At 74.1% G+C, this 21171-nt stretch carries 22 protein-coding genes; 11 read left to right on the forward strand and 11 right to left on the reverse strand.

What is annotated here, in order from left to right:
* The first annotated feature begins 23 nt into the window (after positions 1-23).
* Entirely contained in the window at positions 24-968 is a 945-nt protein-coding gene (locus ACN27B_RS20375) for an ABC transporter substrate-binding protein (protein WP_099161651.1), read from the forward strand.
* A 58-nt stretch (positions 969-1026) separates the two neighbouring features.
* Here ACN27B_RS20375 and ACN27B_RS20380 read toward each other — a convergent pair whose 3' ends face one another.
* The 4 genes from ACN27B_RS20380 to trmB all read right to left on the reverse strand — a co-directional run bounded on the left by ACN27B_RS20380 (position 1027) and on the right by trmB (position 6450).
* Positions 1027-2325, reverse strand: a complete 1299-nt coding sequence (locus tag ACN27B_RS20380) for an Nramp family divalent metal transporter (RefSeq protein ID WP_422741283.1) — start codon at positions 2323-2325, stop codon at positions 1027-1029.
* 105 nt (positions 2326-2430) lie between these two features.
* Complete coding sequence (locus ACN27B_RS20385) at positions 2431-3078, reverse strand: hypothetical protein (RefSeq protein WP_098746372.1); 648 nt, start codon at positions 3076-3078, stop codon at positions 2431-2433.
* 119 nt (positions 3079-3197) lie between these two features.
* Positions 3198-5702, reverse strand: coding sequence for a DEAD/DEAH box helicase (locus tag ACN27B_RS20390; RefSeq protein ID WP_099161649.1), 2505 nt, complete (start codon positions 5700-5702; stop codon positions 3198-3200).
* A 61-nt stretch (positions 5703-5763) separates the two neighbouring features.
* Positions 5764-6450 carry a tRNA (guanosine(46)-N7)-methyltransferase TrmB gene (gene trmB, locus ACN27B_RS20395; protein ID WP_422741284.1) on the reverse strand — a complete coding sequence of 229 codons (687 nt, stop codon included), beginning with the start codon at positions 6448-6450 and terminating at the stop codon, positions 5764-5766.
* Between the two features lie 90 nt (positions 6451-6540).
* On the opposite strand from trmB, the gene ACN27B_RS20400 reads away from it, so the two are divergent.
* Both ACN27B_RS20400 and ACN27B_RS20405 read left to right on the forward strand, forming a co-directional pair.
* Positions 6541-7125, forward strand: coding sequence for a hypothetical protein (locus tag ACN27B_RS20400; protein ID WP_099161647.1), 585 nt, complete (start codon positions 6541-6543; stop codon positions 7123-7125).
* A 482-nt stretch (positions 7126-7607) separates the two neighbouring features.
* The gene (locus ACN27B_RS20405; protein ID WP_371682295.1) at positions 7608-8198 is read left to right on the forward strand and encodes a class F sortase; all 591 of its coding nucleotides are present in this window, start codon (positions 7608-7610) and stop codon (positions 8196-8198) included.
* 240 nt (positions 8199-8438) lie between these two features.
* On the opposite strand, the gene ACN27B_RS20410 is transcribed toward ACN27B_RS20405, so the two are convergent.
* From ACN27B_RS20410 to ACN27B_RS20420, 3 genes are read right to left on the reverse strand one after another with little or no spacing between them, the layout of a single operon-like run.
* Positions 8439-8759 (reverse strand): antibiotic biosynthesis monooxygenase family protein, encoded by a 321-nt coding sequence (locus ACN27B_RS20410; RefSeq protein WP_422741285.1) that lies wholly within the window; start codon positions 8757-8759, stop codon positions 8439-8441.
* Positions 8760-8787: 28 nt separating this feature from the next.
* The gene (locus ACN27B_RS20415; RefSeq protein ID WP_355522404.1) at positions 8788-9585 is read right to left on the reverse strand and encodes an exodeoxyribonuclease III; all 798 of its coding nucleotides are present in this window, start codon (positions 9583-9585) and stop codon (positions 8788-8790) included.
* Between the two features lie 37 nt (positions 9586-9622).
* Positions 9623-10543, reverse strand: coding sequence for a proteasome assembly chaperone family protein (locus ACN27B_RS20420; RefSeq protein ID WP_091578429.1), 921 nt, complete (start codon positions 10541-10543; stop codon positions 9623-9625).
* Between the two features lie 392 nt (positions 10544-10935).
* Here ACN27B_RS20420 and ACN27B_RS20425 point away from each other — a divergent pair, with 392 nt between their 5' ends.
* The 3 genes from ACN27B_RS20425 to ACN27B_RS20435 all read left to right on the forward strand — a co-directional run bounded on the left by ACN27B_RS20425 (position 10936) and on the right by ACN27B_RS20435 (position 12813).
* Positions 10936-11799: a peptidase M23 gene (locus ACN27B_RS20425; protein ID WP_422741286.1), complete on the forward strand. Its 864-nt coding sequence runs from the start codon at positions 10936-10938 to the stop codon at positions 11797-11799.
* Between the two features lie 92 nt (positions 11800-11891).
* Entirely contained in the window at positions 11892-12041 is a 150-nt protein-coding gene (locus ACN27B_RS20430; RefSeq protein ID WP_172967812.1) for a hypothetical protein, read from the forward strand.
* A gap of 37 nt (positions 12042-12078) precedes the next feature.
* Positions 12079-12813 (forward strand): EcsC family protein, encoded by a 735-nt coding sequence (locus ACN27B_RS20435; RefSeq protein ID WP_099161642.1) that lies wholly within the window; start codon positions 12079-12081, stop codon positions 12811-12813.
* 28 nt (positions 12814-12841) lie between these two features.
* On the opposite strand, the gene ACN27B_RS20440 is transcribed toward ACN27B_RS20435, so the two are convergent.
* Both ACN27B_RS20440 and ACN27B_RS20445 read right to left on the reverse strand, forming a co-directional pair.
* Positions 12842-13684 carry a GDSL-type esterase/lipase family protein gene (locus ACN27B_RS20440; protein WP_422741287.1) on the reverse strand — a complete coding sequence of 281 codons (843 nt, stop codon included), beginning with the start codon at positions 13682-13684 and terminating at the stop codon, positions 12842-12844.
* A gap of 133 nt (positions 13685-13817) precedes the next feature.
* The gene (locus ACN27B_RS20445; RefSeq protein ID WP_091578417.1) at positions 13818-14417 is read right to left on the reverse strand and encodes an antibiotic biosynthesis monooxygenase; all 600 of its coding nucleotides are present in this window, start codon (positions 14415-14417) and stop codon (positions 13818-13820) included.
* A gap of 173 nt (positions 14418-14590) precedes the next feature.
* Here ACN27B_RS20445 and ACN27B_RS20450 point away from each other — a divergent pair, with 173 nt between their 5' ends.
* Genes ACN27B_RS20450 through ACN27B_RS20470 form a run of 5 tightly spaced genes read left to right on the forward strand, consistent with a single transcriptional unit; the run spans position 14591 to position 19158 of the window.
* Positions 14591-14854 carry a DUF6343 family protein gene (locus tag ACN27B_RS20450; RefSeq protein ID WP_091578415.1) on the forward strand — a complete coding sequence of 88 codons (264 nt, stop codon included), beginning with the start codon at positions 14591-14593 and terminating at the stop codon, positions 14852-14854.
* 12 nt (positions 14855-14866) lie between these two features.
* Positions 14867-16279 (forward strand): NADP-dependent succinic semialdehyde dehydrogenase, encoded by a 1413-nt coding sequence (locus ACN27B_RS20455; RefSeq protein WP_422741288.1) that lies wholly within the window; start codon positions 14867-14869, stop codon positions 16277-16279.
* 41 nt (positions 16280-16320) lie between these two features.
* Positions 16321-17286 (forward strand): TIGR03885 family FMN-dependent LLM class oxidoreductase, encoded by a 966-nt coding sequence (locus ACN27B_RS20460; protein ID WP_099161639.1) that lies wholly within the window; start codon positions 16321-16323, stop codon positions 17284-17286.
* Positions 17287-17323: 37 nt separating this feature from the next.
* Positions 17324-18904 carry a Na+/H+ antiporter gene (locus ACN27B_RS20465; RefSeq protein ID WP_355522415.1) on the forward strand — a complete coding sequence of 527 codons (1581 nt, stop codon included), beginning with the start codon at positions 17324-17326 and terminating at the stop codon, positions 18902-18904.
* Entirely contained in the window at positions 18901-19158 is a 258-nt protein-coding gene (locus tag ACN27B_RS20470) for a UBP-type zinc finger domain-containing protein (RefSeq protein ID WP_099161637.1), read from the forward strand. Before ACN27B_RS20465 ends, ACN27B_RS20470 begins: the two co-directional genes overlap by 4 nt.
* Position 19159: 1 nt before the next feature.
* Here the strand turns inward: ACN27B_RS20470 and ACN27B_RS20475 are convergent, their stop codons facing one another.
* Positions 19160-19693: a GNAT family N-acetyltransferase gene (locus ACN27B_RS20475; RefSeq protein ID WP_422741289.1), complete on the reverse strand. Its 534-nt coding sequence runs from the start codon at positions 19691-19693 to the stop codon at positions 19160-19162.
* Between the two features lie 12 nt (positions 19694-19705).
* Entirely contained in the window at positions 19706-20971 is a 1266-nt protein-coding gene (locus ACN27B_RS20480; protein ID WP_422741290.1) for an MFS transporter, read from the reverse strand.
* Between the last annotated feature and the right edge of the window lie 200 nt (positions 20972-21171).

Below are 21171 nucleotides of genomic sequence, written 5' to 3' on the forward strand. Positions count from 1 at the left end.
CCCGCACCACGGAAAGGAACCTGATGCGTCGTCTCGCCGCCGCACTCACCGCCGCCCTCGCCCTCGGCGTGGGCCTCACCGCCTGCGGGGAGAGCGACCCCGTCGCCGGCACCGGCTCCGGGGAGACCCGGGAGATCACCCACGCCATGGGCACCACCAAGGTGCCCGCCGAGCCCAAGCGCGTGGTGGTGCTCGACACCGACAAGATCGACACCGCGCTGTCCCTGGGCGTCACCCCGGTCGGCGCGGCCACCGCCGGTGAGGCGAAGAGCTGGCCCACCTACTTCGGCGCGGACAAGCTCGCCGGCATCAAGGAGGTCGGGGTGCTCACCGAGCCCGACCTGGAGGCGATCAACGCGCTCAAGCCGGACCTGATCCTCGGCAGCAAGTTCCGCCAGGAGAAGTTCTACGACGAGCTGTCCGCCATCGCGCCGACCGTGTTCACCGAGAAGGTGGGCATCACCTGGAAGGAGAACTTCCTCCTCGACGGCCAGGCGCTCGGCAGGGAGCAGCAGGCCAAGGACCTGCTGGCCACGTACGAGAAGCGGGCGAAGGACTTCGGCGCGACGCTCGGCGACGCCCCGTCGCGGAAGATCTCCATCGTGCGCTTCATCCCGGGCAACATCCGGGTGTACGGCCCGGACTCGTTCTCCGGCATCGTGGTCGGCGACACCGGCCTCGGCCGCCCGCAGCGTCAGCTGCTGGAGGGCAAGGAGGACCGGCGCTTCGACCTGGTCAGCGCCGAGCGGGTGAACGAGGTCGACGGCGACGTGGTGTTCGTGACCGCGTACGGCGAGAAGGCCGCCGCCGAGCAGGCCAAGGTCACCACCGGCAGCCTCTGGCAGGGCCTGTCCGCGGTCAAGGCGGGCAAGGCGCACGTGGTCTCCGACGAGGTGTGGATGACCGGCATCGGCGTCGGCGCCGCCAACAAGATCCTGGACGACCTGGAGAAGTACCTGGCCGCCTGAGGACCTCGCGCCACCACCGCGCCCGCCCGGGATCCGTCCCGGGCGGGCGCGGTCGCGTTCAGGCGACCAGCTGCCAGAGCAGGAACGCGTTGAGCGCCACCACGAGCGCGGTGATCAGCACTGCGACGGCCGTGGTGGCCGGGCGGTTGACCAGGCTGCCCATGAGGTCGCGGCGGCGGGTGAAGGCCACCACCGGAATCAGCGCGAACGGGATGCCGAAGCTCAGCACCACCTGGGACAGCACCAGCGCCCGGGTCGGGTCGACGCCGATCGCGAGCACGGCCAGCGCGGGCAGCAGCGTCACCGTCCGGCGCACCAGCAGCGGGATCCGGCGGCGCAGGAAACCCTGCATGATCACCTCCCCGGCGTACGTCCCGACGCTGGTCGAGGCGAGGCCGGACAGCAGCAGGGCCACGGCGAAGCCGACCGCGGCCGTGGCGCCGAGCGTGTCGGCCAGCCCGGCGTGCACGCCCTCCAGCGTGTCGGTGCCGGGAATGCCGCTGCCGTGGAAGCTCGTGGCCGCGACCAGCAGCATGGCCAGGTTGACCCCGCCGGCGATGCCGAGCGCGACCAGCACGTCGATCCGCAGGCCCCTCGCCACCGTCCGCCGTTCCGCCTCGCCGCTGGTGGGGATGCGGTTCGGGGTCAGCGCCGAGTGCACGTAGATCACGTGCGGCATCACGGTCGCGCCGAGGATGCCGGCGGCGAGCAGCATGCTGTCGGTGCCCGCCGTCCGGGGCAGCAGCCCGCCGGCGGTGGCGGACAGGTCCGGCCCGGCGGTGACCAGGTTGACCGCGAACGCCTGCACGATCACGCCGAGCAGCACCGCGATGGCGATCTCGAACGTGCGGAAGCCCCGGGACCGCAGCGCCAGTACGGCGAACGCGGCGGTGCCGACGATCACGCCGCCGGGCAGCAGCGGGATGCCGAAGAGCAGGTGCAGCGCCACCGCGCCGCCGATCACCTCGGCCAGGTCGGTGGCCATGGCGACCAGCTCGGCCTGGGCCCACATGGCCCGGTTGAGCGGCCGGGGCAGGTGGTCCCGGCACAGCTCGGGCAGGCTGCGCCCGGTGGCCAGGCCGAGCTTGGCGGTGAGCGTCTGCACCAGCATGGCGGCCAGGTTCGCCGCCACGACGACCCACACCAGCAGGTAGCCGTAGCGGGCGCCGGCGGTGGAGTTGGTGGCGAAGTTGCCCGGGTCGACGTAGGCGACCGCGGCCACGAACGCCGGCCCGAGCAGGATGAGACGGCCGCGCGTGGCCGATGGTCGCGACGGCAGATCCTGCGCGGGGCCCCGCGGCGCGTGGCGCACCGGCGGAGCCGGCAGCCGCCGCGGAAGACGATCGGGCAGTGTCATGAGCCGAGCTTCGCGACCCTGCCTCGCGAATGCCCCAGATATTCCCGAAAGGGGAGCAACGGGGCGGCCACTCGGAGGAGTGGCCGCCCCGTCGGGGACCGTCGGTCAGGCGGCGGTGGACCAGATCGCCCGGAACGCGGCGGCCTCGCCGGCCAGCCACTGCTCGATCTGCTCGGGCTTGACGTCGGTGGGCATCCGGTGCGCCTCGCCGCGACGCACGTCGACCAGCACCGGCTCGGCGTGCGGCAGCACCGCGTCCATGTGCCGGGCCATCAGGTGCAGCGTGGCCAGCGTCGCCTCCTCGCTCGGCGGCGCCTCGTCGAAGTGCAGCCGGACCGCCTCGGCCCGGCCGTCGGCGAAGCGTACGCCGAACTGGGGGTTGATCTTGACGGGTAGGTCGCCCAGCATGGCCAGGGCGTCGCGGGTCTGGGCCAGGTCGACGCCGGCCGGCTCGCCGAGCGAGTGCAGCCAGCGGGTCGCGCCGGGCGTGAGCGCCTCGTAGAGCGGGCGCCAGCGCGGCTTGACCAGGTCGGCCACCTGGGCGAGGTGGGTGCCGCCGGTGTGGAACGCGACGTCGGCCTTGAGTGCCTTGACGAACTGGCCGTGCGGATTGAACCCGTGCCGGCTCGCTCGCTGGCGACGCAGGCCGCCGACGAAGGTGGCCTTGGTGGGGCCGGTGCGGTCCACGTAGCGGGTGAACCCGAGGAGGGTGGCGTAGGGGGTGACAGGGGCGGCGGAGGTGGGCGCGGTCACGAGCATCCTCCCAGGTCAACAGCTCGATTAGTACATACATTCTAATCGACGGGGCTGACATCGCCCAGGGTACGAAAAGGGCCGCCCGGACATCCCGGGCGGCCCTTTTTCGCGGAGTCCTACAGTTGCCCGACGTCGGTGATCCGGACCACCGCCGCACCGGTCTCGTCCGAGGCGGCGAGGTCGATCTCGGCGCTGATGCCCCAGTCGTGGTCGCCGTCCGGGTCGTCCAGGATCTGCCGCACGGTCCACCGCTCGCGGCCCTGCTCGATCATGAGCAGCGCCGGCCCGCGGGCGTCCGGCCCCACCCCGATCCCGTCGTACGTCTCGAAGTACGGCTCCAGCGCGTCGGCCCAGGCGTCGGCGTTCCAGCCGTCGCCCGCGTCCAGCTCGCCGAGCAGGTCCCAGCGGCGCAGCGCGGCCAGCTCGACGCGACGGAACATCGCGTTGCGCACCAGCACCCGGAACGCCCGGGCGTTGCGGGTGACCGCCGGCGGCCGGTCGTCCAGCGAGGCGGCCACCTCGGCCACGTCGGACGGGTTGCGCAGCCGCTCCCACTCGTCGATCAGGCTGGAGTCGACCTGGCGCACCAGCTCACCCAGCCACTCGATGAGGTCGACCAGCTCCTCGGTCTTGGCGTCCTCCGGCACGGTCTGCCGCAGCGTCTTGTACGCGTCGGCGAGGTAGCGCAGGACGAGGCCCTCGGACCGGGACAGGCCGTAGAACTGGACGTACTCGGGGAACGTCATGGCCCGCTCGTACATGTCCCGGACCACGGACTTGGGGGAGAGCTGGTGGTCGGCGACCCAGGGGTGGCCCTGCCGGTACATCTCGTACGCGGCCTCCAGCAGCTCGGCCAGGGGCTTGGGCCAGGTCACCTCGTCGAGCAGTTCGAGGCGGGCCTCGTACTCGATGCCCTCGGCCTTCATCGCGGCGACCGCCTCGCCACGGGCCTTGAACTGCTGCGCGGAGAGGATCTGCCGCGGGTCGTCGAGGATCGCCTCGATCACGCTGAGCACGTCCAGCGCGTACGACGGGGACTCCCGGTCGAGCAGCTCGACGGTGGCCAGCGCGAGCGGCGACAGCGGCTGGTTGAGCGCGAAGTCGAGCTGGAGGTCGACGGTGAGCCGCACCCGCCGGCCGGTCTCGTCCGGCTCGGGCAGCTCCTCGACCACGCCGCCGGCCCGCAGCGCCCGGTAGATGGCGATGGCGCGGCGGATGTGCCGGCGCTGGGCGGCCGGGTCCTCGTGGTTGTCGGTGAGCAGGTGCCGCATCGAGGCGAACGCGTCGCCGGGGCGGCCGATCACGTTGAGCAGCATCGAGTGGCTGACCTGGAAGCTGGACGTCAGCGGCTCCGGCTCGGCCTCGACCAGGCGCTGGAACGTCGGCTCGCCCCAGCCGATCGAGCCCTCCGGCGGCTTCTTCTTCACCACCTTGCGGCGCTTCTTCGGGTCGTCGCCGGCCTTGGCGAGCGCCTTCTCGTTCTCGATCACGTGCTCGGGCGCCTGCACCACCACCCGGCCCAGCGTGTCGAACCCGGCCCGCCCGGCCCGACCGGCGATCTGGTGGAACTCGCGGGCCTTGAGCAGGCGCGTCCGCACCCCGTCGTACTTCGACAGGCCGGTGAAGAGCACCGTGCGGATCGGCACGTTGATGCCGACGCCGAGCGTGTCCGTGCCGCAGATGACCTTGAGCAGGCCGGCCTGGGCGAGCGTCTCCACCAGGCGGCGGTACTTCGGGAGCATGCCGGCATGGTGCACGCCGATGCCGTGGCGGACCAGCCGGGACAGCGTCTTGCCGAAGCCCGAGGTGAACCGGAAGTTGCCGATCGCCTGGGCGATCATGTCCTTCTCGGCGCGGGTGCAGACGTTCACGCTCATCAGCGCCTGGGCGCGTTCCAGCGCGGCGGCCTGGGTGAAGTGCACCACGTACACCGGGGCCTGCTTGGTCTCCAGCAGCTCCTCGAGGGTCTCGTGCAGCGGCGTGGTCGCGTACGAGAACAGGAGCGGGACCGGCCGTTCGGCCGAGCGGACGACGGCGGTCGGCCGGCCGGTGCGCCGGGTCAGGTCGTCGACGAAGCGGGTGGTGTCGCCGAGCGTGGCGGACATCAGCACGAACTGGGCCTGCGGCAGCTCGATCAGCGGCACCTGCCAGGCCCAGCCCCGGTCCGGCTCGGCGTAGAAGTGGAACTCGTCCATGATCACCTGGCCGACGTCGGCCCGGCGACCCTCGCGCAGCGCCAGGTTGGCCAGGATCTCCGCGGTGCAGCAGATGATCGGGGCGTCGGCGTTCACGCTGGCGTCGCCGGTGAGCATGCCGACGTTCTCCGCGCCGAACACCTCGCAGAGCGCGAAGAACTTCTCCGAGACCAGCGCCTTGATCGGCGCGGTGTAGAAGGTCGTCCGGTCGTCTGCGAGGGCCGCGAAGTGGGCCGCGATCGCCACCAGGCTCTTGCCCGAGCCGGTCGGCGTATTCATGATCACGTTCGCGCCGGAGACGATCTCGATGACCGCCTCCTCCTGGTGCGGATAGAGGTCGAGGCCGCGCTCGGACGCCCAGGAGGCGAACGCGTCGTAGAGGGTGTCGGGGTCGGCGGTCTTCGGCAGCGCGGCGGTGAGAGTCATGGCGGCTCCCATCGTGCCTGGATCACACCGCGCCGCGCCAACCGGGCTCAGTGCGACGGGTTCAGCGCCGCCGGTGGATCAGGTCGAAGACCTCCCGGCCGGCGGTCAGCGCGCGCCGCTCGAACTTCGTCACCGGCCGGTGCGGCGGACGCGGCGCGAAGCCGCCGTGCACGTCCACCAGCTCCGGGTCGGCGGTCAGCGTCGCGCGCATCGACTCGGCGTACTCGGCCCAGTCGGTGGCGCAGTGCAGCGTGCCGCCCGGCGCCAGCCGGGACCGCAGCAACGCCACGTGCGCCGGCGCGATGATCCGCCGCTTGTGGTGGCGGGTCTTCGGCCACGGGTCCGGGAAGTAGACGTGCACCGCGTCCAGACACCCCTGCGGCATGGCCCGGACCAGGTCCAACGCGTCGCCCTCGGCCACCCGCACGTTGTCCAGGCCGTGCCGCTCGACCAGCTCCAGCAGGTTGGCGATTCCCGGCGTGTGGACCTCGACCGCCAGATAGTGTCGGTCCCGGTCGGCCGCCGCCATCGCGGCGGTGGCGTCGCCCATGCCGGAGCCGATCTCCAGCACCAGCGGCGCCCGCCGCCCGAACAGCGTCGTCGGATCGCACGGCCCGTCGAGGGCGGCGATCTGGAGGCCGTACGCGGGCCAGAGCCGGGTCAGCGCGTCGCGCTGCCGGTCGCTCATCCGCCCGCGACGCGGGTGGAAGGTCCGGATGCGGGCGGTGGCGGTGTCGGTGGTGGTCACAGCGACCCGAGCCTACGCGACCGGCGGCCCGGATCGGATGTGATGTGCGGCCGGGGGTGAGAGGATTCATCCCGTACGCCGGGAGGGTTCATGGGGTCAGTCAGGGGACGTGCGGCGCTGCTGGTCGCGGTCGCCGCGTGCGCCGCCCCGCTGGTCGGCGCGGCGCCCGCCCAGGCCGCGCCGCGCGCCGCCGAGCCGGTGCCGGGACAGCCGCCCCCGGCCGACGTGATCTTCGTCGAGGTGACACCCGGCACCGTCCAGCCGGGCTACCTGGTCGGCATCCGGGCGAGCTGCCGCGACAACTCGGTGCCCGCGATCGTGGTCTCGGACGCCTTCGGCCGGATCCAGGTGCAGCCGCAACGCGGCCTGCTCACCGCCTCGCCGATGGTCAACGAGCGCACCCGGCCCGGCAACTACCGGGTCAAGCTGGAGTGCCCGGGCGGGGAGACGGCGTCCACCATGCTCCAGGTGGTCAAGCGGGCCGAGCCCACCCACCGGCCCACGCACCAGCCCAGCCACGTCCCCAGCCGCGGCCCGGCGACCGGTTTCGGCGGCACCGCCGGCCCCGGCCTCGGCGGCCTGCTGGTGCCGATCGGGCTGGCCGTGACCATGGTCGGCGCCGGGCTCGGCGTGGCCGCGTCCCGCCGGCAGTCCCGCGGCGCCGCCGGGCGCTGAGTCCGATGGACGAGCACACCGTCCCGCCGCCCGGCCGCTCCCGGCTGTCCGGCTGGGCGCTGTTCGCCCTGCCGCCGGCCGCCGCGCCGCCCGCCACCGGCCCCCGTTCCGGCCCCGGTCCGTCCGCGGCCGGTCCCGGCCAGCCCGCCGGTGGCCCGGGCGCCGCCGGTGCCGGTCCGGCGGCCCCTGCGCGGCCGTGGAGTCCCCCGCCGGCCGCTTCACCGCCGTGGAACCCGCCCGCCGACGGGTCGCAGCCGTGGAATCCGCCACCGGCGAAAGCCCGACCAGGGCCCGCGCCGCTCGCCGGGCCGCGTCCCTGGACCCCACCGCCGGCCGACCCGCCGCCCGGACACGGCCGGCCCTCCGGCCCGCCGGTCTCCGGTGCGCCGGTCTCCGGCCCGCCGGTCTCCGGCCCGCCGGTCTCCGGTGCGCCGGCCCCGCCGCAGGGGCGGGACCGGGGTCGCGGTCCCTGGTCGAAGCCGCTGGCCGTGGTGCTGGTGCTGGTCGGCGTGTTCGCCACCGGCGCCGGTCTCGGCCGGACCGCCGGGCCGTTCGACTGGACCGACGCGTCGGCCGGTTCGAGCCAACCGCCGCCGCCCGCGCCGGCGCCGGTCCGGAAACCGGCCAGCCTGCCGGTCCGCCTGGCCGTGCCGGCCATCAAGGTCACCGCGCCGGTCACCCCGGTCGGCCAGGCGCGGGACGGTTCGGTGGACGTGCCGCCGCTGACCGAGCACAACCAGACCGGCTGGTACGACCGGGGCGCGGTCCCGGGCGAGCCGGGCCGGGCGATCATCGTCGGTCACGTCGACACCAAGAGCGGTCCGGCCGTGTTCTACCGGCTGCACAGCCTGAAGCCGGGCGCCCGGATCCAGGTGACCCGGTCGGACCGCACGGTGGTGACCTTCAAGGTCGACAGCGTCGAGTACTTCGACAAGGCGAACCTGCCGGCCGCCCGCGTCTACGGCGACTCCGGCCCGTCGGAGCTGCGCCTGATCACCTGCGGCGGGGAGTGGGTCGGCGGCCGCACCGGCTACGAGGACAACGTGATCGTCTTCGCCTCCCGCGTCCCCTGACCGCCTCGCCACCCGCAGCGGGTTTCCCGGCGGGACGACGGTGTGACCGAGCGCGATATACCGCCGAGTCATAATTTATGACCAGGCGGTATATCGCTACGGAGTCGAACTGTCGGCGCAGCCTGATGTGGATTACCGGAGCCCGAGCCCGAGCCCGAGCCGGGTGGGTTGTCGCTGCGACTCGGAGACGTGGTGCGGCTGGGAGGTGCCGGAGCCGCCAGGCCGGGGGACCTGGGTGGGTCAGGGGGTCGGGGAAACCTGGTGGACCACCTCGAACTCCAGCAGGGTGGCGCCGGTGGCGACCGGCTTGCGGGGCTCGGCGCCCTCGGGGGCGGCGTGCGCGGCCCGCGCCGGTCCCTGGGCCCAGGCCTGGTAGTCCTCCTCCGTCTCCCACCTCGTGTAGACGAAGTAGCGGCTCTCCCCGGCCACCGGGCGCAGCAGCTCGAAGCCCAGGAAACCGGGGGAGTTCTCCACCGCGCCCGCCCGGGCCGCGAACCGCTTCTCCAGCTCCGCGCCGGCGCCCGGCGGGACGTCGATCGCGTTGATCTTCACGACTGCCATGCGTCCACCCTAGCGAGCGGCCCGCCGGTCAGAACGCCTCGACCGCGGGCACCAGGTCGGCGTCGACCACGATCGGGGCGTGGTCGGAGGGGCCCTTGCCCTTGCGGGCCTCCCGGTCCACGTACGCCGAGCGGACCGCGCGGGCGAACGGCGCGGTCGCGTACACCAGGTCGATCCGCATGCCCTTGTTCTGGTGGAACATCCCGGCCCGGTAGTCCCAGTAGGTGAACGGGTGCGGGCCCTTCATCGGGGTCGGCACCACGTCCTCCAGGCCCAGGTCGCGCAGCGCCGCCAGGGCGGCCCGCTCGGCCGGCGTGACGTGGGTGGAGGTGGCGAACAGGGCCGGGTCCCACACGTCGGCGTCGGTCGGGGCGACGTTGAAGTCGCCGCAGACGGCGAGCGGGAGGGCGGCGGCCACCTCCGCCTCCAGGGCGTCGCGCAGCGCGGCGAACCAGGCCAGCTTGTACGCGTAGTGCGGGTCGTCCGGCGCGCGGCCGTTGGGCACGTACACCGACCAGACCCGCAGGCCGTCGCAGGTGGCGGAGATGGCCCGGGCCTCCGGCTCGGGGAACCCGGGCTCGCCGGGGAACCCGACCGCCACGTCGGCCAGCCCGACCCGGGACAGCACGGCCACCCCGTTCCACCGGCCGTCGCTGTGGCTGGCCACCTCGTAGCCCAGCTCGCCCACCTCGGCGACGGGGAACGCCCCGTCCGGGCACTTCGTCTCCTGGAGGCAGACGACGTCGGGCTTCGTGGTGGCCAGCCAGTCGAGCAGCCGGGGCAGGCGGGCCTTCACCGAGTTGACGTTCCAGGTCGCCAGGCGCATGTCCCCAGCCTGCCGCATCCCCGCCCGTCCCGCCGGGTCAGCGCTCCGGGGTGTCGCCCGGGTGGGTCTGCTCGGCGAGGAAGCGTTCCAGCTCGGCGCCCAGCTCGTCGGCCGTGGGCAGCGGCCCGGTTTCCGCGGCGAGCAGGCTCTTCTCGCCGCGGCCCCGGGCGAACGTGTCGTACTGCTCCTCGAGGGCCTGGACCAGCGTGGCGGCCTCCTCGGTCTGGGCGACCTGGCGGTCGATCTCCACCCGGACCACCTCGGCGGCGGTCCGCAGGCCGTCGCGGGGCAGCAGCAGGCCGGTGCCCCGGGACACGGCGGCGAGCAGCGCCTCGGCGGCGGCCGGGTACTCGGTCTGGGCGACGTAGTGCGGCACGTGTGCGGCGAAGCCGAGGGCGTCGCGGCCCTGCTCACCGAGGCGGTATTCCAGCAGGTGCCCGACGCTGGCCGGCACCTGCACCTTCTGCAACCACGGCTCGTGTCCGGAGATCAGCTCCGGCCGGGTGGCGTGCGCGGTGACGCCGCTGGGCCGGGTGTGCGGTACCGCCATCGGGATCGAGTTGAGCCCGACCGTGAGCCGGACGTCGAGGCGGGCCGACAGGCCGGCGACGGCGGCCACGAAGCGCTCCCACTGCAGGTCCGGCTCGGGGCCGGTGAGCAGGAGGAACGGCGTCTCGTCGTCGTCGTGCAGCAGGTGCAGCTCCAGCGCCGGGGCGTCGTAGTCGGCCCAGTGGTCCTCGACGAAGGTCATCACGGGCCGGCGGGAGCGGTAGTCGAAGAGCTGGTCGACGTCGAAGCGGGCGATCACCCGGGTGTCCAGCGAGGTGAGCAGCTGCTCCCGGGCCAGCCGGGAGGCGCTGCCGGCGTCGACGAAGCCGGTGAGCGCCTGGATCAGCACCGGCTGGCCGAGGTCGGGCAGCTCGTCGGTGAGTTCGTAGAGCTCGTGTGGGTCGAGCACCGGTGGGGTCCTCCCTGTCGACGCGTACGGAAGCGCCGCGCGCACGGCGCCCCCGGTTCGGCCAACGTACCGGGGGGTGTGGTCCATTCCGTTACGGACCGGTCCGCTGCCCGGTTGGTGATCACAATTCGGCCACGCCCCGGATCGGCCGGGCCACCGCCGTATCGTCCGAACGGACGAGTTAGTGGATCATCGGCCGGGAGGTGGGCGGCTGCGAGGTTCCTGCCCGCGCCGCCCGGGCGCTCGGCGGACCGGAGGTTGGTCCGGTTCGCCGGTTCTGACCCTGCCCGGGGGGTGGTGTGGGGCAATGTCGGGCAGGTCCGGACCAAAGTGTGGCGAGGGCCACCCGTTGGGCCTGGGTGATCCCGGTTTGCCCTGCCTAGCCTCGTCGGATGCGTGACGACGGCACCCTCGACGACCCGAACGGCCCCGGCCGCCCGGCTGACCGTTCGGACGATACCCCCTCGACCGATCCGACAACCGCTTGTCCGCCGGAGGCCACCGGCAGCTGGCGTACCCGTTTCCGGGCCCTGCGCACCCCCATAGCCCCCCGGCCCGGCCGGACCAGGCTCGCGGTCGCCACCGGCGCGGCCTGCTGCCTCGGCCTGGTCGGCGTCAGCCAGGTGGGCTTCGGCGCCCCCGAGCGCGCCCCGTCCCCGGCCCTCACCGCCGAGGCCGCCGAGCGGGCGGCGGTGGACGCCGCCTCGCGCGGCATGGCCCGCCCGAGCACCGTGCCGACCACCCCGAGCGCCACCCCCTCCCCGACCGTCACGGCCAAGGCGAAGCCGAAGGCGAAGCCGAAGCCGAAGCCGCGGCGGATCGTCCCGGTCGCCGGCCTGACCCGCGCCCAGATGGACAACGCCACGCAGATCGTGCGGGCCGGCCGGGAGATGGGCGTGCCGCGCCGGGCGCTGGTCATCGCGGTGGCCACCGCCATGCAGGAGAGCACCCTGCTGAACTACGCCAGCGGTGTGCTGCCCGAGTCGCAGGAGTACCCGCACCAGGCCATCGGCTGGGACCACGACTCGGTCGGGCTGTTCCAGCAGCGGCCGAGCAGCGGCTGGGGCACCGTCGCCGAGCTGATGGACCCCGAGTACGCGACCAAGGCGTTCCTCTCCGCCCTGGAGGAGATCCCGGGCTGGCAGGACATGCCGCTCTCGGTCGCCGCCCAGGCGGTCCAGATCTCCGCGTTCCCCGACGCGTACGCGCAGCACGAGTGGCGGGCCGGCGAGGTGGTGGCGGAGATCCTGGGCTGACCGGTGTGGACGGTTGCCGGACGGCCGGTCCGGGTATCAGGGACTTGCCGGTTCCAGGTACACATGATGGGGACCGCGGACAGGAGGACGTCATGTCGCTGATGCAACGGATCACCGCCTTCCTGCGGTCGCCGCGCGGCCAGCAGTTGGTCGACCGCGGCCGGCGTGAGATGGCCAAGCCGGAGAACCAGGCCCGGCTGCGGCAGATCGCCACCCGGCTGTCGTCGAACCGCCGGCGCTGACCCGCCCGCCCCCGCCCGACGAGCCTCGGAGCCCCCCGTGACCGACCCCGCCCCCGTCGACGGGCAGCACGACCCCGCCCCGGTCCCACCGGTGGACGCGCCCGAGGCGCCCCCGGCCCCGCTCTGGGACCGGATGCGCGAGGACCCGCAGTACGCGCCGGAGCACCTGGCCCTGGAGGCGGTGCGCCGGCTCGGCCCGGAGGCCGCGCAGTGGGCCGCCCGGGAGCGGGCGCTGCGGCCGGACGTGCCGGCCGAGCACCTGGCCGACCAGGCGGTCCGCCGGTTCGTCAACCACGCCCGGCTCTCCGGCGCGGTCTCCGGCGCCGCCGGGCTGCCCGGCGCCGTCATCGACGTCGGCGTGCTGGCCTGGACCCAGGCCCGGCTGGTGCTGCACGTGGCCGCCGCCTACGGCGCCGACCCGACGCACACCGACCGGGCGACGGACCTGCTGGTGCTCCAGCGGGTGCACAAGGTCGCCGAGACCGCCCGGCTGGCGCTCGGCGTGGCCGCCGGCCGGGAGCGCGCCGGCGCGTTGTTCGGCTCGGCCGGCGACCGGGCGCTGGGCCGGGTGATGCTCCAGCTCGGGGTGCGGCTGGCCCGGATGGCCGGGGTGCGCGCCGCCAAGCGGATGTTCGCCAAGGTCGTCCCGGGCGCCGCCATCGTGCTCGGCACCTGGGCCAACTCCTCGGCCACCAGGGAACTCGCCGACCGGGCCCGGTCGCTCTACCGCGACGCCGGGCCCCGCCACCTGCCCGGCCCACGCCAACCCTGACCGACGGTCGGCCCGCCCGGCGGGCCGCTCAGTCGTTCCAGCGGGAGGCGTTCCAGGCCACCTCCGCCAGCCGGCCCTGCCCGGCGGCGTTGGGGTGGAACCAGTCCAGCGCGTTGACCTGGTTCAGGTCGAACCGGTGCCGGTGGACCGCGCCGCCGTCCCAGCGGCAGCGCGAACCGTAGGCCCGGCAGGCGGCGCGCAGCTGCGCGTCGTACGCCTCGAGGCGCTCCCGGACCCGGGCCCGGCGGGCGACCGCGGCGGGCGCGGTCGACGTGGCGTCGGCCAGCAGCGCCGGGCAGACGCCCCGGGACCAGGCCCGCACCGCGCGGGGCTCGGTGTGCCCGAGCTGCCAGAGCCGGTGCAGGTCCGGGATGCTGACCACCAGCACCCGCGCCTTCGGCCGGCCCTTGCGCAGCACGGCCAGCGCGGTGTCGACCTGGTTCCGGAAGGTGGCGGTCGGCGTCATCGCGTCGACGTCGTCCCGGCAGGCGTCGTTCGCCCCGATCAGCACGGTGACCAGGTCGGCCTTGTCGCGTACCGCGGCCCGGGCCTGGTCGGCCAGCCCGGCCGCGCGGGCGCCGGGCACCGCCCGGTTGTACGCCCGCAGCGCCGGCGCGTCCGCCCGCAGCCGCCGGTAGACGCTCTCCACCCGCAGGCTGTCCCCGGTCGACCAGGAGTTGCGTTCGCAGCTCACCAGCACCAGGCAGGAACCGAAGCCGGTGCTGATCGAGTCGCCGAGCGCGGTCAGCACCCGGGGGTCGCCGGGGCGGGGCGTGTCGGTCGGGCGGGGCGAGGCCGAGCCGGAGCCGTCGCAGGCCAGCGCGACCAGCGCCGCGAGGCAGGCCAGCGCGGCGATCCAACGTCGAGGCATTCAGGTCCCCCGTCCGGCGGCAGCAACGGGCCCGTCGACCCTATGCGCCTCGACCGTCCGTCCGGGAGCTCTGTCGCCTTTCTGCCATCGACGACCGTCGTTCACATCGGTGTGGTGCGACCCGATCGTGAAGTCACCGGCGCCACGGCGTGGGCAGGCCGTGCAGCCACCAGTGCAGCGCCCGGGTGATGCGCGGCAGCACCAGGTACGTCATCAACGGGGTCAGCACCAGCGTCATCAGCAGCGTCCGCCCGGCCAGCGGCACGTCGGCGAGGAACCGCGCGGTCAGCAGCGTGGCGGTGAGACTGAGCGGGAAGAACGCCAGCCAGATGGTGACCGCCTGCTTCCAGCGCGGCGGCGCGGCCGGCACGACCGGCTCGGCCTCGCCGAACGTCTCCACCACGTGGTCCACCGGCGGGTCGAACCAGCCCTCGATGCCGGTACGGCGTTCCACCCGGGTGTGCTCGACGATGCCCTGGGCCGAACTCAGCCACCAGTGCCGCTGCGGCGAGTCCTCCCAGCCGCGCAGCGTGTCGGCGTCGGCGAAGCGGTACATCACGTGCCACTCGGCGGAACCGGGCGCGCTGCGGACGAAGCCGGCGCCGAGGAAACCGGGGAAACTCTCCGCGAGCGCCGTGCCGGCCCGCATCCACGCCACCATCTCACCGGTCCGCGCCGGGTCGGCGCGCCGGGAGACCGCGACGGTCACGGGTACGGCCTGCGTCGTGGTCATGCCCATCCTCTCCACCGCCGCGGGATCTCCGTCGGTACCGGCAGACCGATGTAACGCACCCGCCCGGTGGCGCCATCCACCGCGTACCCGCCGCGTGTCCCGGATCACCGGCCCGGAAGCGCCACCACGCGCCCCACCGGTTAACCCCGGCCGTGCCGGGGTAGCCGGGAGGAATGACCCGATCACAGCCCCGCCGCGCCCGTGGCACGGTCGGCCACGCGAACAGCGCGCTCAACCTGCGCCTGGTGCTGGCCCTGTTCGGTCTGGTGGTGATGGCCGTCTTCGCGGTGCTCGCGTTCGCCGCCGACGTGGCCTGGCTGGGCGTCGTCTGCGCGCTCCTCGCCGTGGTGGCCGTGGTCGACCTGGTCGTGATCCAGCGCCGCCGCGCCGCCCGCCGCCGGGAGGAGCCGGGCGTGCGGCACTCACTGTTCGAGTGACAGGAGTACGAGATGCCCATCGCCACCACCAATCCCGCCACCGGACAGGTGCTCAAGACGTACGACGCGATGTCGGACGAACAGATCGACGGCGCCATCGAGCGCGCCCACCTCGCGTACCGGCAGTTGCGGGACACCACGATCGCGCAGCGCGCCCGGTGGCTGCTGGCCGCCGCCGACCTGCTCGACGCCGAGCGGGACGAGACCGCCCGGCTGATGACCACCGAGATGGGCAAGACGTACGCCGCCGCGAAGGCGGAGGTGACCAAGTGCGCCACCGCCTGCCGCTTCTACGCCGAGAACGCGCCGAAGATGCTCGCCGACGAGCCGGCCGACGCCGCCGCGGTCAAGGCGAAGCGGGCGTACGTCCGCTACCAGCCGATCGGCCCGGTGCTCGCGGTGATGCCGTGGAACTTCCCGCTCTGGCAGGTGATGCGCTTCGCCGCGCCGGCCCTGATGGCCGGCAACACCGGCCTGCTCAAGCACGCCTCCAACGTGCCGCAGACCGCGCTCCACCTGGAGGACGTGTTCCGGCGGGCCGGGTTCCCCGAGGGCGCGTTCACCACCCTGCTGGTCGGCTCCGACGCGGTGGACCGGATCCTCAGCGACCCGCGGGTGCGCGCCGCCACGCTGACCGGCAGCGAGCCGGCCGGCCGGTCCATCGCCCAGATCGCCGGCCGGGAGATCAAGAAGACCGTGCTGGAGCTGGGCGGCAGCGACCCGTTCGTGGTGATGCCCTCGGCCGACCTGGACAAGGCGGCCGAGGTCGCCACCACCGCCCGCTGCCAGAACAACGGCCAGTCCTGCATCGCCGCCAAGCGGTTCATCGTGCACACCGACGTCTTCGACGCGTTCGCCGAGAAGTTCGCCGCCCGGATGGCGGCGCTACGGGTCGGCGACCCGATGGACGACGACACCGACGTCGGCCCGCTGGCCAGCGAGCGCGGCCGGGACGAGGTGCACGCGCAGGTGACCGACGCCGTCGACCAGGGCGCCACCGTGCTGTGCGGCGGCGAGAAGCCCGCCGGGGACGGCTGGTTCTACCCGCCGACCGTGGTCACCGACCTGCGCCCGGAGATGCGGATGTGGGGCGAGGAGGTGTTCGGGCCGGTGGCCGGCCTCTACCGGGTCGGCTCGTACGACGAGGCGATCGAGGTGGCCAACGGCACCAGCTTCGGCCTCGGCTCCAACGCCTGGACCACCGACCCGGCCGAACAGGAACGTTTCGCCGAGGACCTGGACGCGGGCAACGTCTTCATCAACGGCATGACCACGTCCTATCCGGAGCTGCCGTTCGGCGGCGTGAAGAACTCCGGCTACGGCCGCGAGCTGTCCGCCCTGGGCATGCGGGAGTTCTGCAACACCAAGACGGTCTGGATCGGCGAGGGGGAGGCCGGTGCGGGCGCCGGCGCGCACGCCGAGTAGCCACGGTTGGCCGGACGCCGTCATGGGTAGGAGTGCTGCCCATGACGGCGTTCGGCTTTCACGCATCCCACGAGCAGATCCACCCGGCGAAGCTGCTGGAGGCGGTGATCCACGCCGAGCGCGCCGGCTTCGACGCCGCGATGTGCTCCGACCACTTCTCGCCCTGGAGCGAGCGGCAGGGCCAGTCCGGCTTCGCCTGGTCCTGGCTCGGCGCCGCGCTGCAGGCCACGAACCTGTCGTTCGGCGTGGTCAACGCGCCGGGCCAGCGCTACCACCCGGCCATCATCGCGCAGGCCATCGGCACGCTCGGCGCCATGTACCCGGGCCGCTTCTGGGCCGCGCTGGGCACCGGTGAGGCCAGCAACGAGCACATCACCGGCGACGTGTGGCCGCGCAAGGAGCTGCGCAGCGCGCGGCTGCGCGAGTGCGTCGACGTGATCCGGGCGTTGCTGGCCGGCGAGGAGGTCAGCCACGACGGGCTGGTCACGGTGGACCGGGCGAAGCTGTGGACCCGGCCCGAGGAGCCGCCCGCGCTGGTCGGCGCCGCCGTCAGCGTCGCCACCGCCCGCTGGTGCGCCGAGTGGGCCGACGGCCTGATCACCGTCAACGCGCCGGTGGACCACCTGCGCCAGATGATCGACGCCTACCGGGACGCCGGCGGGCGCGGACCGCTGCACCTGCAGGTGCACGTCAGCTGGGCGCCCGAGCAGGCCGAGGCCGAGGCGATCGCGTACGAGCAGTGGCGCAGCAACGTCTTCGCCCCGCCGGTCTGCTGGGACCTGGAGACCGCCGAGCACTTCGACACCGTCAGCGCCGACGTGCCGATGGCGAAGGTCACCGAGACCGTCAACGTCTCCGCCGACCTGGGCCGGCACGTCGGCTGGCTGGAGGAGTACGTGGCGCTGGGCTTCGACCAGATCGCGCTGCACCACGTCGGGCAGGAGCAGCGGGCGTTCGTCGACGCGTTCGGCGCGGAGGTGCTGCCGAAGGTGCGCGGGGGCGCGTGATCACGGTCCGGCCGCCGGACGCCTAGGCTCTGACCCCATGGAAGCTCTGTTCGAGGTCGTGGTCTTCCTGGCGATCGCGACCTTCGGCGCGGCGCTGGCCCGGCGACTCGGGCTGCTCGCACCGATCCTGCTGGTCGTGCTCGGCCTCGCGCTGTCCTTCCTGCCGTTCGTCCCGCACGTGCGGCTGGACCCCGACCTGGTGCTGGTCGGCATCCTGCCACCGCTGCTCTACGTGGCGGCGGTGAACACGTCGGTGCCGGCGTTCCGGCTCAACCTGCGGCCGATCCTGCTGCTCGCCGTCGGGCTGGTGATCTTCACCGCGTTCGTGGTGGGCACCGTGGTGCACCTGTTCCTGCCCGACCTGCCGTACGCGATCTGCCTGGCGCTCGGCGCGGTGGTGGCGCCGCCCGACGCGGTCGCCGCCACCGCGGTGGCCCGGCGGGTCGGCCTGCCCCGGCGGGTCGTCACCATCCTGGAGGGCGAGAGCCTGGTCAACGACGCCACCGCGCTGGTGCTGCTGCGGGTGGCGATCGTCGCCGCCACCGCGAGTGCCGGCGGGGTCAGCTTCGGCTACGTGGCCCGGGAGGTGGTGGTCGCCACCGGCGGCGGCGTCCTCGTCGGGCTGCTCGGCGTGGTCGTCTTCGGCTACCTGCACAAGCGCATCACCGACCCGGTCCTGGACAACGCGTTGTCGCTGATCATCCCGTTCGCGGTGGTGTTCGCCGCCGAGGAGATCCACGCCTCCGGCGTGGTCGCGGTGGTGGTCACCGGCCTGGGCATCGGGCACAAGCTGCCGCTGCTCATGTCGGCCGCCTCGCGGCTCCAGGTGACCGCGTTCTGGCGGCTGATCCAGTTCCTGCTGGAGGGGCTGGTGTTCCTGCTGGTCGGCCTGCAACTGCCCGAGGTGCTGCGCGACCTCGACGAGCCGGTCGGCTCGCTGGCGGCGATCACCGTCGCGGTGCTGGCGGCCGTGTTCCTGGCCCGGTTCGTCTGGGTCTTCCCGGCCACCTACCTGGCCCGGCTGGTGCCCCGGGTACGGCGGCGCGACCCGGCGCCCCCGGTGCAGTTCCCGATCGTCATCGGCTGGGCCGGCATGCGCGGCGTGGTGACGCTGGCCGCCGCGCTGGGCCTGCCGCTCACCCTCGCCGACGACCGGCCCTACCCGCGGGCGCTGTTGATCTGGCTGGCGTTCGCGGTGATCGTGGCCACCCTGGTCGGCCAGGGTGCCACGCTGCCGTGGCTGGCCCGGCGGCTGCGGCTGCCGCCGGACGATCCGGTGCAGGACGCGCTGTCCGCCGCCGGGGTGCAGCAGCAGGCCAGCCGGGCGGCCCGGGAACGGCTGGACGCGCTGGCCGGGGGCGCGCCGGAGGCCGTGGTGGAACGCCTGCGCGGGCTGACCACGTCCCGCGCCAACGTGGCCTGGGAACGGCTCGGCGGCACCGAGCGGGAGACCCCCTCCCAGGCGTACGCGCGGCTGCGACAGGAGATGATCGACGCCGAGCGGGAGGTGTTCCGCGCCGCCCGCGACTCCGGCCGGATCCCGGAGGAGGTGCTCACCCGCGCCTATCGTGATCTGGATCTGGAAGAGTCCCTGCTGCGACAGGAGGTCGACGAATGAGCTGCCAGCACCTGGCCGAGCCGGGCGGGGCCGAGCCGAGCACCACCAGCGAGTGCCCCGACTGCGTCGCCATCGGCAACGACGACTGGGTGCACCTGCGGGCCTGCCTGAGTTGCGGGCACGTGGGTTGCTGCGACTCGTCGCCCTACCAGCACGCCACGAAGCACTTCGAGAGCAGCGGGCACCCGGTGATGCGGTCGGTGCAGCCGGGCGAGTCGTGGCGCTGGTGCTTCGTCGACGAGGAGATCGGCTGACTCAGCCGACCCGGCGGGCCAGCACCTGCCCGGGCCACGGCGCCCGCCCCGGCCGCTGGACGGTGAACGGGTCGGTGGCGGTGAAGCCGCACCCCTCGTAGAAGCGCACCAGCGACCGGTCCGGGCTCCGGAAGCAGTCCACCCGCAGCAGGCCGACACCGCGGTCGCGGGCCAGCTCCGCCGCGTGCGCCAGCAGCCGCGCCCCGACCCCGTTACCGGCGTACGCCCGGTCGGTGACCAGCAGGTTCACGTACAGCTCCGGCTCGGTGGGCGGCGGCACGTACTCCGTCGCCGCGCCGACCACCAGCGCGCCCACGACCGTCCCGTCGATGTCGGCGAGGTGCAGGCCGCCCGCACCGGCCCACGCGGCGGCCTGGTCGATCCGGCGGGGGTCGGCCGAGGCCGGCGTGGTGCCCCACTGGTCGGTGCGGCCCCGCTCCACCAGCCACGCGGTGGCGCTGTCGAGCAGGCGCAGCACGGTGGGGGCGTCGTCCGGCCCGCCGGGACGGATGGTGATGTTCCGCTGGTCGGTCATCCCGCCATGCTGCTACACGGGTGCGACCGGCTGCCCGGCGGCGGCCGGCTCCCCGGTGGGCGCCGGCCGGCTCGCCACCGCGCGCCGGGCCAGCGCCGGGGCGGTCAGCCCGACGGCCGCGAACAGCGCGCCGAGCACCAGCCAGCCCACCGCCCCGCCGCCCAGCACGAGCAACGTGAGCAGGCCCCGGCCGAGCGCCTGGGCCAGCCCGGCGACCAGCCCGTCCGCGCCCTGGTAGGCGCCGATCGCGTGCGGCGGGGCCAGGTCGTAGGCGAGCCCGGCGCCGGCCGAGGCGTGCCACAGGTCGCCCACCGTCCACACGGCGGTGGCCACCAGCAGCACCCCGACCGCCGGCAGCACCGGCAGGCCGGCGGTCGCCGCGTAGAGCGGGGTGGCCGAGGCCAGCACCAGCCCGGCCCGGCGCAGCTTGCGCGCGGCCGGCGCGGCGGTCTCCGCGCCGCCGCTGAGCCGCACCGCCAGCAGCACGGTTAGCACCGTGTTGACGAGCAGCACCGCCGACACCACCGGGGGCGGCGCGCCGGCCTGGCCGACCGTCCACAGCGGCACGACCAGCGTGAGCACGGTCAGGTGTGTACCGAGCACCGCCGACGTGCCGCTCACCGCGAGGAAGCGCCCGTCCCGCAACGGCCCGCCGCGCCGGATCGACCCGGCCGCCCGCCGCGCGCCGCCGGCACGTGCCGCCTGCCGTGGCACCCGCAACAGCAGCGCCGCCGAGAGCAGATAGGTGGCGACGTTGCCGAGCACCAGGACCTGGTACGCCCGGTGGGTGTCCACGGCCAGCGCGATCCCGGCCAGCGCGGTGCCGGCGGTGGTGCCCAGGTTGGCCACCGCGCGCAGCGTGGCGAAGGCGTGCACCCGTCCGGTCGGGCCGCCGACGGCGGCGACGAGCGCCGCCCGCACCGCCAGGTTCCCGGCGGACAGCAGCGCCTCCGGCACCGCCACCACCAGGAACATCGCAAGCGAGTCGACCAGCAGGTACGCGGCCGCGGCGAACGCCTGGCAGACCTGGAGCGCGGCCCGCAGCGTACGCGGGTCCCAGCGGTCCGCCAGGCCGCCCAGCGGCACGCTGGCGGTCAGGCCGACCAGCCCGGCGACGGTCAGCCCCGCACCCACCGACGTCGGGGAGAGCCCCACGTCCCGGGTCAGGTAGAGCGCCCCGCCGGCCAGCCACAGCCCGGTGCCGACCGTGTTGGCCAGCGTGGCGAGCGCGAGAGTGCGCAACGGCCCGGGCGGGGGGAGTGGCGAGACGCGTCCCATCAGTGCCCGAGGGGCGCTGCCGCGCAGGATTCGGTGGCCGGATGGCGTCGACTGCGGGTCATGGGCCCGACGCTAGACACGAAGACGCGGCGTCGGAGTCCCGCCCGAGGCGAGGTCGGTCACACCGTGCGCGTGCTGGCCGGCCGCCGTCGGAACGCCCGGGCGGGGCGGGTGTGCTCCCAGCCGCGACGCACCTATGG

Origin of the sequence: Micromonospora sp. WMMD754, from assembly GCF_049315235.1 — a bacterium.
Classification (GTDB): domain Bacteria; phylum Actinomycetota; class Actinomycetes; order Mycobacteriales; family Micromonosporaceae; genus Micromonospora; species Micromonospora sediminicola.

Coding starts and splice junctions, on each gene's coding strand:
- ACN27B_RS20375 (WP_099161651.1), top strand. CDS start 24: ATGCGTCGTCTCGCCGCCGCACTCACCGCCGCCCTCGCCCTCGGCGTG.
- ACN27B_RS20380 (WP_422741283.1), bottom strand. CDS start 2,325: ATGACACTGCCCGATCGTCTTCCGCGGCGGCTGCCGGCTCCGCCGGTG.
- ACN27B_RS20390 (WP_099161649.1), bottom strand. CDS start 5,702: ATGACTCTCACCGCCGCGCTGCCGAAGACCGCCGACCCCGACACCCTC.
- ACN27B_RS20400 (WP_099161647.1), top strand. CDS start 6,541: ATGGGGTCAGTCAGGGGACGTGCGGCGCTGCTGGTCGCGGTCGCCGCG.
- ACN27B_RS20410 (WP_422741285.1), bottom strand. CDS start 8,759: ATGGCAGTCGTGAAGATCAACGCGATCGACGTCCCGCCGGGCGCCGGC.
- ACN27B_RS20415 (WP_355522404.1), bottom strand. CDS start 9,585: ATGCGCCTGGCGACCTGGAACGTCAACTCGGTGAAGGCCCGCCTGCCC.
- ACN27B_RS20425 (WP_422741286.1), top strand. CDS start 10,936: ATGCGTGACGACGGCACCCTCGACGACCCGAACGGCCCCGGCCGCCCG.
- ACN27B_RS20430 (WP_172967812.1), top strand. CDS start 11,892: ATGTCGCTGATGCAACGGATCACCGCCTTCCTGCGGTCGCCGCGCGGC.
- ACN27B_RS20440 (WP_422741287.1), bottom strand. CDS start 13,684: ATGCCTCGACGTTGGATCGCCGCGCTGGCCTGCCTCGCGGCGCTGGTC.
- ACN27B_RS20445 (WP_091578417.1), bottom strand. CDS start 14,417: ATGACCACGACGCAGGCCGTACCCGTGACCGTCGCGGTCTCCCGGCGC.
- ACN27B_RS20450 (WP_091578415.1), top strand. CDS start 14,591: ATGACCCGATCACAGCCCCGCCGCGCCCGTGGCACGGTCGGCCACGCG.
- ACN27B_RS20455 (WP_422741288.1), top strand. CDS start 14,867: ATGCCCATCGCCACCACCAATCCCGCCACCGGACAGGTGCTCAAGACG.
- ACN27B_RS20460 (WP_099161639.1), top strand. CDS start 16,321: ATGACGGCGTTCGGCTTTCACGCATCCCACGAGCAGATCCACCCGGCG.
- ACN27B_RS20465 (WP_355522415.1), top strand. CDS start 17,324: ATGGAAGCTCTGTTCGAGGTCGTGGTCTTCCTGGCGATCGCGACCTTC.
- ACN27B_RS20470 (WP_099161637.1), top strand. CDS start 18,901: ATGAGCTGCCAGCACCTGGCCGAGCCGGGCGGGGCCGAGCCGAGCACC.
- ACN27B_RS20475 (WP_422741289.1), bottom strand. CDS start 19,693: ATGACCGACCAGCGGAACATCACCATCCGTCCCGGCGGGCCGGACGAC.
- ACN27B_RS20480 (WP_422741290.1), bottom strand. CDS start 20,971: ATGGGACGCGTCTCGCCACTCCCCCCGCCCGGGCCGTTGCGCACTCTC.